Raw genomic sequence first — 13,578 nt, 5'->3', positions numbered from 1 at the left:
TGGCGCCTCAGCGGTAGCCGTGACGCTGGCGGTCCACCGCCTTGCCCAGTTCCCACACCGCCATGGCGTAGTGCGTGCTGTGGTTGTAGCGGGTGATCACATAGAAATTCGGCAGGCCGTACCAGTACTGGTAGGTGTTGCCCATGTCCAGGCGCAGCAGGCTGGCGGTCTGGTGGTTGCCCAGCGAGCCCTGCGGGCGCAGGCCGGCAGCGGACAGGGCGCTGATCGAGTACTGAGTCTTGAAGCCATCTTCCAGCGAGCGGGCCTGGCCGATGGCCGGGATCGCCACCGCATCGCCGGTGACCCAGCCGTGCTGCTTGAAGTAGTTGGCCACGCTGCCGATGGCGTCGCGCGGATTCCACAGGTCGCGGTGGCCGTCGCCGTCGAAGTCCACTGCGTACTGGGTGAAGGAGGAGGGCATGAACTGCCCGTAGCCCATGGCGCCGGCGTAGGAACCGCGCAGCTCCAGCGGATTGTCGCCTTCCTTGCGCGCCTGCAGCAGGAACTGCTCCAACTCGCCGCTGAAGAATTCGGCGCGGCGCGGGTAGGAGAACGACAGGGTGGCCAGTGCGTCGATGATCCGCGTCTTGCCCATCACGCGGCCCCAGCGGGTTTCCACGCCGATGATGCCGACGATGATTTCCGGTGGCACGCCGTAGGTGCGCGAGGCGCGTTGCAGGTCCGCCTCGTACTGGTCCCAGAACAGTACGCCCTTCTGCACGTTATCCGGGGTGATGAATTTCTTCCGGTAGCGCAACCAGGCGCCGTTCGGGCCGCTGGGCGGGGTGTAGGTCGGGGCCTGGCGGTCCATCAGGCGGATCACCCAGTCCAGTTCCTGGGTTTGGGCAAACAGGTCGTGCAGGTCCTGCCGGTTGAAGCCGTGCTTGCTCACCATCATGTCGATGAAGCGATTGGCGTTGGCATTATTCGCGTAGTCACCGCGCAGCGGGGTGATCGGTTGTACTGAGCCGAACGCCGGGTGGGCGCTGGGCGTGATCAGGGTGGGGGGCTTGGGCTTCTGGGCCGGTTGTGGTGCGGGAGTCGGTTTGCTGCTGCACGCAGAGACCAGGACGAGTAAAGGCAGGGCGAAAGCGATGCGGCGCATGGGGAATCTTCTGGGGCAGGAAAACGTGCCGGCTATGCTAGCGCAGTGCCGCGCGGGCACAAGCCGGGACATTGCGAGACTGTTGCAGGAAAAGTCCTTCAGTCTTGCGACACCAATGTCGGGCGATGGCATCTCAAGCGTCGATGAAATGGAGTTCAGGGCCTTCCTCAAACACCTCGTCGGCGGGCGCGAAGCGCTGAGGGTGACTGAGCGCGTATGGCTATATAAGTATATTTTTTCGGTATAACCCGCCCGCCGGTTAGAGCCTTGCGCTGTGATAGAGTGCGCGCTCGTCTACGGCCCGCCGGCCGTCCATAAGCAATTCCGTGAGTAGCCATGGTCGACAAACTGACGCATCTGAAACAGCTGGAGGCCGAGAGCATCCACATCATCCGCGAGGTCGCCGCCGAATTCGACAACCCGGTGATGCTGTACTCGATCGGCAAGGACAGCGCGGTGATGCTCCACCTCGCGCGCAAGGCCTTCTTCCCCGGCAAGCTGCCGTTCCCGGTGATGCATGTCGACACCCGCTGGAAATTCCAGGAGATGTACCGCTTCCGCGAGAAGATGGTCAGCGAATACGGCCTGGACCTGATTACCCACATCAATCCCGATGGCGTGGCGCAGGACATCAACCCGTTCACCCACGGCAGCGCCAAGCACACCGACATCATGAAGACCGAGGGCCTCAAGCAGGCGCTCGACAAGTACGGCTTCGACGCCGCCTTCGGTGGTGCCCGCCGCGACGAGGAGAAATCCCGCGCCAAGGAGCGGGTGTACTCGTTCCGCGACAGCAAGCACCGCTGGGACCCGAAGAACCAGCGTCCGGAACTGTGGAACGTCTATAACGGCAAGGTGAAGAAGGGCGAGTCGATCCGCGTCTTCCCGCTCTCCAACTGGACCGAGCTGGACATCTGGCAGTACATCTACCTCGAGCAGATCCCGATCGTTCCGCTGTACTTCGCCGAAGAGCGCGAAGTCATCGAGATGAACGGCTCGCTGATCATGATCGACGACGAACGCATCCTCGAGCACCTCACGCCCGAGCAGAAGGCCAGCATCCAGAAGAAGATGGTGCGTTTCCGCACCCTGGGCTGTTACCCGCTGACCGGCGCGGTGGAGTCGACCGCTACTTCGCTGCCGGAAATCATCCAGGAAATGCTGCTGACGCGGACTTCCGAGCGCCAGGGCCGGGTCATCGACCATGATGCCGCCGGCTCGATGGAAGAAAAGAAACGTCAGGGCTACTTCTAAGGTTCTCGCACCATGTCGCATCAATCCGATCTGATCAGCGAGGACATCCTCGCCTACCTGGCCCAGCACGAGCGCAAGGAACTCCTGCGCTTCCTCACCTGCGGCAACGTCGACGACGGCAAGAGCACCCTGATCGGGCGCCTGCTGCACGACTCCAAGATGATCTACGAGGACCACCTCGAGGCCATCACCCGCGACTCGAAGAAAGTCGGCACCACCGGCGATGACGTCGACCTGGCGCTGCTGGTCGACGGCCTGCAGGCCGAGCGCGAGCAGGGCATCACCATCGACGTGGCGTACCGCTACTTCAGCACCGCCAAGCGCAAGTTCATCATCGCCGACACCCCCGGCCATGAGCAGTACACCCGCAACATGGCTACCGGTGCTTCCACCTGCGACCTGGCCATCATCCTGATCGACGCCCGCTACGGCGTGCAGACCCAGACCCGCCGGCACAGCTTCATCGCCTCGCTGCTGGGCATCAAGCACATCGTCGTCGCCATCAACAAGATGGACCTCAAGGGCTTTGACCAGGGCGTGTTCGAGCAGATCAAGGCCGACTACCTGCAGTTCGCCGACAAGATCAACCTCAAGACCAATTCCCTGCACTTCGTGCCGATGTCGGCGCTGAAGGGCGACAACGTGGTCAACAAGTCCGAGCGCTCGCCGTGGTACACCGGCCAGTCGCTGATGGAAATCCTCGAGACCGTGGAAGTCGCGGGCGACCGCAACCTCGACGACATGCGCTTCCCGGTGCAGTACGTCAACCGTCCGAACCTGAACTTCCGTGGCTTCGCCGGCACCCTGGCGAGCGGCATCGTGCGCAAAGGCGACGAAGTCATTGCCCTGCCGTCGGGCAAGGGCAGCAAGGTCAAGTCCATCGTCACCTACGAAGGTGAGCTGGAGCAGGCAGGTCCGGGCCAGGCCATCACTCTGACCTTGGAAGACGAGATCGACGTCTCCCGCGGCGACATGCTGGTGCATGCCGACAACCGTCCGCAGGTCACCGACGGCTTCGACGCCATGCTGGTATGGATGGCCGAAGAGCCGATGCTGCCGGGCAAGAAGTACGACATCAAGCGCGCCACCAGCTATGTCCCGGGCTCGATCCCGAGCATCACCCACAAGGTGGATGTGAACACCCTGGAAGAGACCGCCGCCAGCGAACTCAAGCTCAACGAGATCGCCCGCGTGAAGGTCAGCCTGGATGCTCCGATCGCGCTGGACGGCTACGAACAGAATCGCACCACCGGTGCCTTCATCGTGGTCGACCGCCTGACCAACGGCACCGTCGGCGCCGGCATGATTGTCGCCGCGCCGCAGGCCGGGCAGGGGGCTTCCGTCCACCACAGCAACGGCCATGTAGCCCGTGAAGAGCGTGCTGCGCGATTCGGCCAGCAGCCGGCTACTGTGCTGTTCAGCGGCCTCTCCGGCGCCGGCAAGAGCACCCTGGCCTATGCGGTGGAGCGCAAGCTGTTCGACATGGGTCGCGCGGTCTATGTGCTGGACGGCCAGAACCTGCGCCACGACCTCAACAAGGGCCTGCCGCAGGACCGCGCCGGTCGCAACGAGAACTGGCAGCGTACCGCCCATGTGGCCAAGCAGTTCAACGAAGCCGGCCTGATCAGCCTGTGCGCCTTCGTCGCCCCGAGCGCCGAAGGCCGCGCGCAGACCAAGGCGCTGATCGGAGCCGAGCGCTTCATCACCGTCTACGTCCAGGCTTCCCCGCAGGTCTGCCGCGAACGCGACCCGCAAGGCCTGTACGCCGCCGGCCAGGACAACATCCCGGGCGAGTCCTTCCCCTACGATGTGCCGCTGGATGCCGATCTGGTGATCGACACCCAGAGCCAGTCGGTGGAAGAGGGCGTCAAGGCGGTCCTCGACCTGCTGCGCCAGCGCGGCGCGATCTGATCGCACAGCGCTGAACTGAAGAAGCCCCGCACCTGCGGGGCTTTTTCATGCCTGACGTTCTTGTGGGAGCCGCTGTGGCGGGCGGCCCGGTCGATTGTCATGCGCAAAGCCTTCGCTGGCAGATGGCTATTGCCGTTGATCGATACCTGCATATAATGCGACTGATTATTATTTGCTGAATGGCAGGTGCGGTGGTGTCGCTACTGGGTCGTACACAACTCGCGGATCACGACATGCACCGCCTCTACGCCGATCACCATGGCTGGCTGCAAGGCTGGATCCGTCGCAAGACGGGCTGCTCGCAGCGTGCCGCCGACCTCGCCCAGGACACTTTCCTGCGCGTGCTCACGGTGCGTGCCAAGGGCGTCGCGGTGTATCTCGAGCAACCGCGCACCTACCTCGCGACCATTGCCCGCGGCCTGGTGATCGACCAGTGGCGCCGCCTGCAGCTGGAGCAGGCGTGGCTGGAGTCCTTGGCCGCCCAGCCCGAGGCGGTGCAATCGTCTCCTGAACAATTGGCGCTGATCCTGGAAACATTGCAGCAGGTGGACGCGATGCTTCTGCGTCTGCCCGCCAGAGCTCGCCGGGCCTTCCTGCTGGCGCAGATCGATGGCTTGCCGTACCGGGAAATCGCTGTGGAGCTGGGGGTGTCCGAGCGCATGGTGAAGAAATATCTCGCCCAGGCGTTCCTGCACTGCGCGGTGCTGGAAGCCGAGCTGGACGGAGTGCTGGTGGAGTGAACGGTCGCGACGACAAGCTCAGCCACGCCAGCCTGCAGCAGGCGGCGAACTGGTACGTGCTGCTGCAGGATGAAAATCCCAGCGTGCAACTCCATGCGCAATGGCGCCAATGGCTCGACCTGCACGCCGAGCACCAGGCCGCCTGGCACTACGTCGAGCGCATAGGCCAACGATTCGCACCGCTACAGGGGGAAAGACAGCTGGCGGGGCGGGTGCTCAAGGCCAGTGGCGAGCGCCAGCTCTCGCGTCGCCAGGGCCTCAAGGGACTGCTGGTGCTCAGCGGCGGCCTGCTGCTCGGCTGGGGCTCCTGGCGCAGTACCGCGTTGCCGAGGTTGGTGCAAGGATGGAGTGCCGATTACAGCACCAGTACTGCCGAGACTCGCGAGGCTATCCTTGCCGATGGCACCCATCTCTGGCTGGCGGCGATCAGTGCGGTGGATGCCGACTTCGGTCCGGACCAGCGCCTGTTGCGGCTGCGTTTCGGCGAAGTGCTGGTGGACACCGCCAGGGATGCCGCGCACCGGCCCTTCCTTGTCGATACCGAGCAGGGGCGTCTGCGCGCACTGGGCACGCGCTTTGCGGTCAGGCAACTGGGCGACTCTACGCGCCTCAACGTCTACACCGGCGCAGTGGAAATCCGCACCGCGGAGAGTGGCGAGAAGCGAGTACTGGAAGCCGGCCAACGCGCTGACTTCACGCGCATCGCCATCGGCGAGGTGTTGCCGGCACAGACGGCAGGGGATTCCTGGGTACGCCACGTGCTCACCGCCGAGAACATGTCGCTGGGGCAATTGGTCGAAGAGCTGGGCCGTTATCGCCACGGCTACCTGGGTTGTGATCCGGCAGTCGCGCAGTTGCCGGTGATGGGGGCCTTCCCCCTGGACGACAGTGACCAGGCGCTGCGCCTGCTGGCAGCGGCATTGCCGGTCAAGGTCCAGCGCCTGACACCGTGGTGGGTGAGCATCGAGTCCGTCTGACGTCTCACGAAAAAAACTTTCCGCCTCGGTTCCCTTTTCAGTTCCCCGTTCGGTCATTCCTCAGAAACGTACTTTTACCCACTGCACCGAACCAGGGAATTCCATGCATTCGCTCATTTCCTCCTCGCGCCCCTTCGTCCGGCGGCCGCTGGCGCTGGCCATCTCGTTGTCGCTGTGCAGCCTCGTTGCGCTGAACCCGATTCAGTCGGCTCAAGCGGCTTCGGGCACGGAACAGGCTGTTCTGCGCGAATACCACATCGCTCCGGGGGCCCTGGCGGCCTCGCTCAACCAGTTCAGCGGCCAGGCTGGCATCTACCTGGTTGGCCACAACGATCTGACCGCCGGCAAGACCAGCAAGGGGCTTGATGGTCGCTATAGCATCGAGCGCGCCCTGGCGTTGCTGCTCGATGGCACAGGCCTGCAGGCAGTGCCGCAGGCGTCCGGCGGCTACGTCCTGCAACCGGACCCGAACGGTACCGTATTGCAGATGGATTCGACCTCGATCATCGGTAGCGGTACCGGCGCCGAGCAACTGGACGACAACGGCTACAACGCCAAGGTCAGCTCCACGGCGGGCAAGACCAGCACTTCCCTGGCGGAGACACCTCGCTCGATCTCCGTCGTGACCCGCCAGCGCATGGTCGATCAGCAATCGCAGACGCTGACCGATGTGCTGGGCTATGTGCCGGGGATCTTCGCCCCGCCGTTCGCTGCCGGTGATGGCTTGGCCGGCGATCTGTTCTTTATCCGCGGCTTCAATGCCACCGACTGGGGCTATGGCCTGCTGCGCGATGGCTTGCGGGTGCAGGGCAATCGCTACGACACCACCAGCGAGCCCTATGGCCTGGAGCGCGTCGAGGTCTTTCGTGGGCCGACCTCGATCCTCTACGGGGAAAATGCTCCCGGAGGCATCGTCAACCTGGTGAGCAAGCGGCCCACCGCCGACCCGCGCGGCGAGGTCCAACTCACCTACGGGTCCCATGACCGCAAGCAGCTGGGCGTGGACGTTTCCGGCCCGCTGACCGATGAAGGCAACATTCTCGGTCGCGTGGTGATGCTCGGCCGCGACGCCGATACCCAGGTCGATCACCAGCCGGATGACCGCATCTATATCGCGCCATCGATGACCTTCAACTTCGACGATGCCACCACTCTGACACTGCTCTCTACCTACCAGCGCGACCGCACGCTGATGGAGCTGGGCTATCCGGCGGCCGGCACGCTGCTGCACAACCCCAATGGCAAGATCGACAAGGACACGCTGTCGGGCAACCCGGACTGGGACAGGTTCGAGCGCGAAGCCTGGACCCTGGGCTACGAGTTCAGCCACCAGATCGACGATACCTGGCAGTTCCGCCAGAACTCACGCTACATGCAGTCGCGTATCGACCGCCGCGAAATGTGGCCGGGGAGCCTGAACAACGCTGGCTTCGGTACCAACGTCAACAACACGGCGTACGACCGCTACAACAAGTCGATGACTTACTCGCTGGACAACCAGTTCGAGGGGCACTTCCAGTCCGGCGAGCTGGCCAACACGGTGCTGGTGGGCGCGAGTTTCGACCGTACTTCATTCAACCAGGACTGGGACGCCGGTGCCGGCGGTTCGGTGAACGTGTTTGACCCGGTGTGGACAGTCAAGCCAAGCACGCCGATCCATGTTCAGGACGCGCTGCTGGAACAGAAGATGTATGGCCTCTACGGCCAGTTGCAGACCCGCTACGACAACTGGGTCGCTCTGTTGGGCGGGCGCCTTGACGAGGTCAACAGCCAGTACCGCAACCGCGCCGGCACCACCAACGGGCTGGCAGACCTGGACTACTGGGACCATGACTTCACCTGGCAGGCGGGCCTGATGTACCAGTTCGACAATGGCCTGTCGCCGTATGCCAGCTACTCCACCGCCTTCGCTCCGACCCAGCAGACGTCGAGCAAATCGGGCACTCTCGACCCGACGACCAGCGAGCAGTACGAGGTGGGCGTGAAGTACGAGCCCAAGGGCTGGAATACCTCGATGACCGCCTCGGTCTACGATCTGCGCAAGACCGACGATGTGATCTACGACAGCACGGTCGGCGACTACCGGCAGGTGGGTGAAAGCCGTTCCAAGGGGCTGGAGCTGGAGGTCAACAGCGACATCACCGAAAATCTCAGCCTGACGGCGTCCTATACCTACACTGATTCGCGGATTACCAAGGATGCCCCCGGTTCACTGTTGGAGGACCACCAGATTACCGGCGTGCCGCGCAACCAGGCGTCGGCCTGGGGTACCTACCGCTTCCTCGACGGCTATCTCAAGGGGTTTCGTGTGGGTGGCGGCGTGAGGCACTTCGACAGCACCTTCGCCTACACCCCGGCATCGCTGTACGGCAAGCTGGATACCGGCGACGTGACCCTGGTGGACGCCCTGGTCGGCTACCAGCTAGACGAGCACTGGTCCGCAGAAGTGAATGCGAAGAACCTGCTGGACAAGGAATACGTCGCCGGCTGCAACAACGCCGGGCGTTGCTACTGGGGCGAAGAGCGCTCGCTGCTGGGGAGCGTGACCTTCCGCTGGTAGTTCTGGCAGCATGAATGAAAAAGCCCCGCATCGGCGGGGCTTTTTCCTTGGCGCGGAGACCTCAGTACTTGCTTTTCAGCCCGTACGTCTCGTCCAGGGTGCCCGGGCCGTCGCCGGTCTTGGGCGCATAGTCGCGCGGCGCTTCGTTGTTCGCCGGCGGGGTCAGGCGCTCGCGGCGCTCGGGGTATTCGTCGGCGTGCAGGGCGGCCAGCAGGCGCTGTTTGGTCTGTTCGTCCAGGGCCAGGCGCTCGGCGCCCTCGGACAGGTGCTCCTGCACATCCTGATAGCTCTGGGTGAGCTTCTTCATCAGGCTGGCGGAGGTGCTGAAGTGGGTCACCACTTCGCGCTGGTAGCTATCGAAACGATCCTGCATGTCGTCCACCTGACGCTGCAGCTTGTTGGGCGCGGCGTTGGGCAGCAGGCGGGCGATCAGAAAGCCGATGCCGACCCCGACGATCAGGGCGAGTAGCGGCAGCAACCAGGTGGTGAGGGACTGTTCCACGCGAATCCTTCCTCTATAGACGGCTTTGCTTTACGTTAGCGGCTTGCACCTGTGCTTGTATACCGTGGCGAATGCTTCGCCGCCTGCGCAGGTATTGAGCTAGACGAGACGACCCGCCACGGGGTCACGGAGCTGTTGTTTGACCACCCGCGAAATCCCCCTGTTCCTCGATGGCCCCGAGGGCCAACTGGAAGCCCTGCACCTCGCCACGCCTGATGCCAAGGGCGTCGCGCTGATCTGTCATCCGCACCCGCTGTTCGCCGGCACCCTGCAGAACAAGGTGGTCGCCACCCTGCAACGCGCCGCACGGGATGCAGGATACGCCACCCTGCGTTTCAATTTTCGTGGCGTGGGTCAGAGCGCCGGCAGTTACGCCGAAGGCCGCGGTGAAATCGACGACGTGCTGGCCGTCGCGCACTGGCTGGCCGGGCAGCATCCGGGCCTGCCGCTGACGCTGATGGGCTTCTCCTTCGGCTCCTGCGTGGCCGGCAATGCTGCCGGGCGCCTGGAAGAGCAGGGCGCAGAACTCGCACAGCTGTTCATGCTGGCGCCGCCGGTGGAGCGCTTCGATGTCGACCTGCCCGAGCGCTGCCCGCTGACGGTGATCCAGCCCGAAGCCGACGAAGTAGTCACGCCCGAGCGTGTGTACGCCTGGAGTGCGGAGCTCACCAAGCCCCACGAACTGATCCGCATCCCCGAGTGCAGCCATTTCTTCCACGGCAAGCTGATCGAGCTCAAGGACCTGATACAGGCCCGGCTCGCCTAGGCCGCCAAGCCGCGTTACCATCCGGCCCGCCATTTCATTTGTGTTGATTCCTGGATTCCCATGACGACCCGTATCCTGACCGGCATCACCACCACCGGTACTCCGCACCTGGGCAACTACGCCGGCGCCATCCGCCCGGCCATCGTCGCCAGCCGCGATCCGCAGGCAGATTCCTTCTACTTCCTGGCCGACTACCACGCGCTGATCAAGTGCGATGACCCGGCGCGCATCCAGCGTTCGCGTCTGGAAATCGCCGCCACCTGGCTGGCCTGCGGCCTGGATGCTGACAAGGCGACCTTCTATCGCCAGTCCGATATTCCCGAAATCCCCGAACTGACCTGGCTGCTCACCTGCGTCAGCGCCAAGGGCCTGCTCAACCGCGCCCACGCCTACAAGGCCTCGGTGGACAAGAACGTCGAGGCCGGCGAAGACCCGGACGCCGGCGTCACCATGGGCCTGTACAGCTATCCGGTGCTGATGGCCGCGGACATCCTGATGTTCAACGCCCACAAGGTGCCGGTCGGCCGCGACCAGATCCAGCACGTGGAAATGGCCCGCGACATCGGCCAGCGCTTCAACCACCTGTTCGGCAACGGCAAGGAACTGTTCACCCTGCCTGAAGTGGTGATCGAGGAAGACGTGGCGACCTTGCCGGGCCTGGACGGTCGCAAGATGTCCAAGAGCTACGACAACACCATCCCGCTGTTCGGCAGCGCCAAGCAGCTCAAGGACGCCGTGGCGCGCATCGTCACCGACTCCCGCGCGCCGGGCGAGCCGAAGGACCCGGACAACTCCCACCTGTTCACCCTATACCAGGCGTTCTCCACCCACGAGCAACAGGCCGCGTTTCGCGCCGAACTGCTCGGCGGCCTGGCCTGGGGCGAGGCCAAGCAGCGCCTGTTCGAACTGCTCGACAACGAGCTGGGCGAGGCCCGCGAGCGTTACCACGCGCTGATTACCCGTCCGGCGGATCTGGAAGACATTCTCCTGGCTGGCGCCGCCAAGGCCCGCCGCATTGCCACTCCGTTCCTCGGCGAGCTGCGCGAGGCCGTGGGCCTGCGCTCGTTCCGCGAGCAGGTGCAGGTGGTGACCGAAGGCAAGAAGAAAGCTGCCAAGGCGGCGCGCTTCGTCAGCTTCCGTGAGGACGATGGCTTCCGCTTCCGCCTGCTGGATGCCGCTGGCGAGCAACTGTTGCTCTCCATCACTTTCGCCGACGGCAAGGCCGCCGGCCAGGTGACCAAGCGCCTGCAGTCCGAGGAACTGGATCTGCACGCCGAACTGAACGCCTTCAGCGTGCGCCTGGATGGCGAAGCCGTGGCGTACAGCCCGGAGTTCTCCACCGACGCAGAGCGCGACGCCGCCATGCAGCGTCTGCGCGAGGCTCTCGCTCCACAGGAGTGAGGCGCCGCAGGCCGGTCCGACTACCGGCCAATTGCCAAGAAACGGGGGCGCCGCTAAAGTGTGCGCCCCCGTTTTCGTTGCCTTGCTACCGATCATGACGCCTCTTCAGCGCTACCAGGAAGACCTCAAACGCCCCGATTTCTTCCACGACGCCGCGCAAGCGAACGCCGTGAAGCACCTGCAACGCCTCTACGACGACCTGGTCGCCGCCGACAAGGGCAAGTCCGGGCTGTTCGGCAAACTGCTGGGCAAGAAGTCCCAGGAGCCGGTGAAGGGCCTGTATTTCTGGGGCGGCGTCGGCCGCGGCAAGACCTACCTGGTGGACACCTTCTTCGAAGCGCTGCCCTTCAAGCAGAAGATGCGCACGCACTTCCACCGCTTCATGAAGCGCGTCCACGAGGAAATGAAAACCCTCAAGGGCGAGAAGAACCCGCTGACCATCATCGGCAAGCGATTCGCCGACGAGGCCCGGGTGATCTGCTTCGACGAATTCTTCGTCTCCGATATCACCGACGCGATGATCCTCGCGACCCTGCTGGAAGAGCTGTTCAAGAACGGCGTCAGCCTGGTGGCGACCTCCAACATCGTGCCGGATGGCCTCTACAAGGACGGCCTGCAGCGCGCCCGCTTCCTGCCGGCCATCGCGTTGGTCAAGAAGTACACCGAAGTGGTCAACGTCGACAGCGGCGTGGACTACCGCCTGCGCGCCCTGGAACAGGCCGAGCTGTATCACTGGCCGCTGTCCGAACAGGCCGACCAGGCCATGACCCGCGACTTCAAGGCGCTGATCCCGGAGTGCGCTGCAGCGACCCGCGATGACGCGCTGATGATCGAGAACCGCGAAATCCGCGCGCGCATCACCTGCGATGACGTGGCCTGGTTCGAGTTCCGCGAGCTGTGCGATGGCCCGCGCAGCCAGAACGACTACATCGAGCTGGCGAAGATCTTCCACGCGATCCTGATTTCCAACGTCGAGCAGATGGGCGTGGCCAAGGACGACATGGCGCGCCGCTTCATCAACCTGGTGGACGAGTTCTACGACCGCAACGTCAAGCTGATCCTCTCCGCCGAGGTGGAGCTCAAGGACCTGTATACCGGTGGCCGCCTGGAGTTCGAGTTCCAGCGCACCCTGAGCCGCCTGCTGGAAATGCAGTCCCACGAATACCTGAGTCGCCCGCACCGTCCCTGACGGTTCGGTGAATGAAAAAGGCTGCCTTTGGGCAGCCTTTTTTGTTCTGGTTCTTCTGTAGGAGCGAGCTTGCTCGCGAACATTTTGCCGGTAGCACGGAAGCTGGGCGGTTCGCGAGCAGGCCGGCTTCTACAAAACCAGTCAGCGCTGGGCCATCTCCTGCTGCGCTTTCTTCAGTAGTTGCTGGGCGTGGGCGACTTCCAGCGCCTCCATGGCATTGATCGGCTTGATTGCCACCGCTTTCTTCAGCTGCTCCAGCGCCTTCTGCTGTTCATCTTCGCCGTACACATAACCCAGCGCGTTGGCGTACTCGTAGTGACCGATAGGCAGGTCGTCGGCGGCGCGGAAGGAGCGGGCGAAGTACTGCTCCATTTTGTCCGCGCTGACGCCGTAGGTCATCTTGCCCACCAGCTTGCCGACCTTGCGGATCACGCCGGCTTCGTAGCCACCGTAGAGTGCCAGGGCGAACGGCTGGTTCGGCTGCTTCGCCAGCAGGGCGTCCAGTTCCTTGGGAATCTCGCTGGTGTAGCCGCGCTTGAGCACCACCGGCACCGGCAGGTCCTCTGCCAGGCGAGCCTTGGCGTAGGCGCGGCCGAACTGGGCGATGGGGTCGGCGTTGAGCAGCGGGCCGGCTTCGTCGGTGTAGCTGATCACTTCTTCCAGCAGGCGTTGCTTATCGTCCTGGTTCGGTGCGAGGAACATGGCGTAGAGCACCTGGGCGAACATCCCCGGCACCTGGCCGCCGACACCCAATGCCAGGCCGTCCTTCTTGGCCTGGGCGAAGTCGCCGCGGAACACCTTGCGCCACACGTCCTGCAGCTTCTCGGCGTAGACCTGTGCTTCTTCCGGCTTGCCGCTGAAACCGGTGCCGGCGGCGACAGTCTTCTCCAGGGCTTCGGGATGCCGGGTGGCCATGGTCACTACCCAGTCCGCGTCCGGGAACGGGTAGTTGGCGCCGAAGCCTCGGGTCAGTCGCGGCCAAGCCTCGCGCAGCTTGTCGCCGCTGTAGTCGAAGGCTTTCTGGTCGTAGGGGAAGGGTTTCCAGGTGTCGTCCGCCACAGCGTTGAGGCTGAAGACGGTCAGGAGGGCAAGCAGAAAGCGGCGCATGGCGATATCCCGTGAAGTTCTTGTTGTCGGAAGCTGCCCCGATCATAGGGCCGCCCCCGAGTCCGT

Annotated in this window: 11 protein-coding genes; 8 read left to right on the top strand and 3 right to left on the bottom strand. The window is 64.0% G+C overall.

Features of this window, described 5'->3' with window-relative positions:
- Nucleotides 1–7: 7 nt before the first annotated feature.
- Entirely contained in the window at nucleotides 8–1,105 is a 1,098-nt protein-coding gene (gene mltB / locus A9513_RS02840) for a lytic murein transglycosylase B (protein ID WP_024766529.1), read from the bottom strand.
- A gap of 336 nt (nucleotides 1,106–1,441) precedes the next feature.
- Between mltB and cysD the strand changes: the two genes are divergently transcribed.
- From cysD to A9513_RS02810, 5 genes are all read left to right on the top strand, one after another.
- Nucleotides 1,442–2,359 (top strand): sulfate adenylyltransferase subunit CysD, encoded by a 918-nt coding sequence (gene cysD, locus A9513_RS02830; RefSeq protein WP_037009793.1) that lies wholly within the window; start codon nucleotides 1,442–1,444, stop codon nucleotides 2,357–2,359.
- Nucleotides 2,360–2,371: 12 nt separating this feature from the next.
- Complete coding sequence (cysN, locus tag A9513_RS02825) at nucleotides 2,372–4,270, top strand: sulfate adenylyltransferase subunit CysN (RefSeq protein WP_065083919.1); 1,899 nt, start codon at nucleotides 2,372–2,374, stop codon at nucleotides 4,268–4,270.
- 233 nt (nucleotides 4,271–4,503) lie between these two features.
- Nucleotides 4,504–5,010, top strand: a complete 507-nt coding sequence (locus tag A9513_RS02820; protein WP_089285807.1) for a sigma-70 family RNA polymerase sigma factor — start codon at nucleotides 4,504–4,506, stop codon at nucleotides 5,008–5,010.
- A complete protein-coding gene (locus A9513_RS02815) occupies nucleotides 5,007–5,987 on the top strand; it encodes a FecR domain-containing protein (RefSeq protein ID WP_024764040.1) in 981 nt (326 codons plus the stop codon). The genes A9513_RS02820 and A9513_RS02815 overlap by 4 nt, the downstream gene beginning before the upstream one ends.
- A 103-nt stretch (nucleotides 5,988–6,090) precedes the next feature.
- The gene (locus tag A9513_RS02810; RefSeq protein ID WP_065083917.1) at nucleotides 6,091–8,547 is read left to right on the top strand and encodes a TonB-dependent siderophore receptor; all 2,457 of its coding nucleotides are present in this window, start codon (nucleotides 6,091–6,093) and stop codon (nucleotides 8,545–8,547) included.
- A gap of 61 nt (nucleotides 8,548–8,608) precedes the next feature.
- Here the strand turns inward: A9513_RS02810 and A9513_RS02805 are convergent, their stop codons facing one another.
- Complete coding sequence (locus A9513_RS02805; RefSeq protein ID WP_045209602.1) at nucleotides 8,609–9,049, bottom strand: YhcB family protein; 441 nt, start codon at nucleotides 9,047–9,049, stop codon at nucleotides 8,609–8,611.
- A gap of 139 nt (nucleotides 9,050–9,188) precedes the next feature.
- Here A9513_RS02805 and A9513_RS02800 point away from each other — a divergent pair, with 139 nt between their 5' ends.
- From A9513_RS02800 to zapE, 3 genes are all read left to right on the top strand, one after another.
- A complete protein-coding gene (locus A9513_RS02800) occupies nucleotides 9,189–9,815 on the top strand; it encodes an alpha/beta hydrolase (RefSeq protein ID WP_038803239.1) in 627 nt (208 codons plus the stop codon).
- A 60-nt stretch (nucleotides 9,816–9,875) separates the two neighbouring features.
- Nucleotides 9,876–11,216, top strand: a complete 1,341-nt coding sequence (locus A9513_RS02795) for a tryptophan--tRNA ligase (protein WP_024764043.1) — start codon at nucleotides 9,876–9,878, stop codon at nucleotides 11,214–11,216.
- A 94-nt stretch (nucleotides 11,217–11,310) separates the two neighbouring features.
- Complete coding sequence (gene zapE / locus A9513_RS02790) at nucleotides 11,311–12,405, top strand: cell division protein ZapE (RefSeq protein ID WP_065083916.1); 1,095 nt, start codon at nucleotides 11,311–11,313, stop codon at nucleotides 12,403–12,405.
- Nucleotides 12,406–12,546: 141 nt separating this feature from the next.
- On the opposite strand, the gene A9513_RS02785 is transcribed toward zapE, so the two are convergent.
- Nucleotides 12,547–13,512 carry a hypothetical protein gene (locus A9513_RS02785; RefSeq protein WP_065083915.1) on the bottom strand — a complete coding sequence of 322 codons (966 nt, stop codon included), beginning with the start codon at nucleotides 13,510–13,512 and terminating at the stop codon, nucleotides 12,547–12,549.
- Nucleotides 13,513–13,578 lie beyond the last annotated feature (66 nt).

It is taken from the genome of Pseudomonas sp. AU12215 (assembly GCF_001675465.2).
Taxonomy (GTDB): domain Bacteria; phylum Pseudomonadota; class Gammaproteobacteria; order Pseudomonadales; family Pseudomonadaceae; genus Pseudomonas; species Pseudomonas nitroreducens.
This window is presented reverse-complemented; position numbering and strand designations above follow the sequence as displayed.

Coding starts and splice junctions, on each gene's coding strand:
- mltB (WP_024766529.1), bottom strand. CDS start 1,105: ATGCGCCGCATCGCTTTCGCCCTGCCTTTACTCGTCCTGGTCTCTGCG.
- cysD (WP_037009793.1), top strand. CDS start 1,442: ATGGTCGACAAACTGACGCATCTGAAACAGCTGGAGGCCGAGAGCATC.
- cysN (WP_065083919.1), top strand. CDS start 2,372: ATGTCGCATCAATCCGATCTGATCAGCGAGGACATCCTCGCCTACCTG.
- A9513_RS02820 (WP_089285807.1), top strand. CDS start 4,504: ATGCACCGCCTCTACGCCGATCACCATGGCTGGCTGCAAGGCTGGATC.
- A9513_RS02810 (WP_065083917.1), top strand. CDS start 6,091: ATGCATTCGCTCATTTCCTCCTCGCGCCCCTTCGTCCGGCGGCCGCTG.
- A9513_RS02795 (WP_024764043.1), top strand. CDS start 9,876: ATGACGACCCGTATCCTGACCGGCATCACCACCACCGGTACTCCGCAC.
- zapE (WP_065083916.1), top strand. CDS start 11,311: ATGACGCCTCTTCAGCGCTACCAGGAAGACCTCAAACGCCCCGATTTC.
- A9513_RS02785 (WP_065083915.1), bottom strand. CDS start 13,512: ATGCGCCGCTTTCTGCTTGCCCTCCTGACCGTCTTCAGCCTCAACGCT.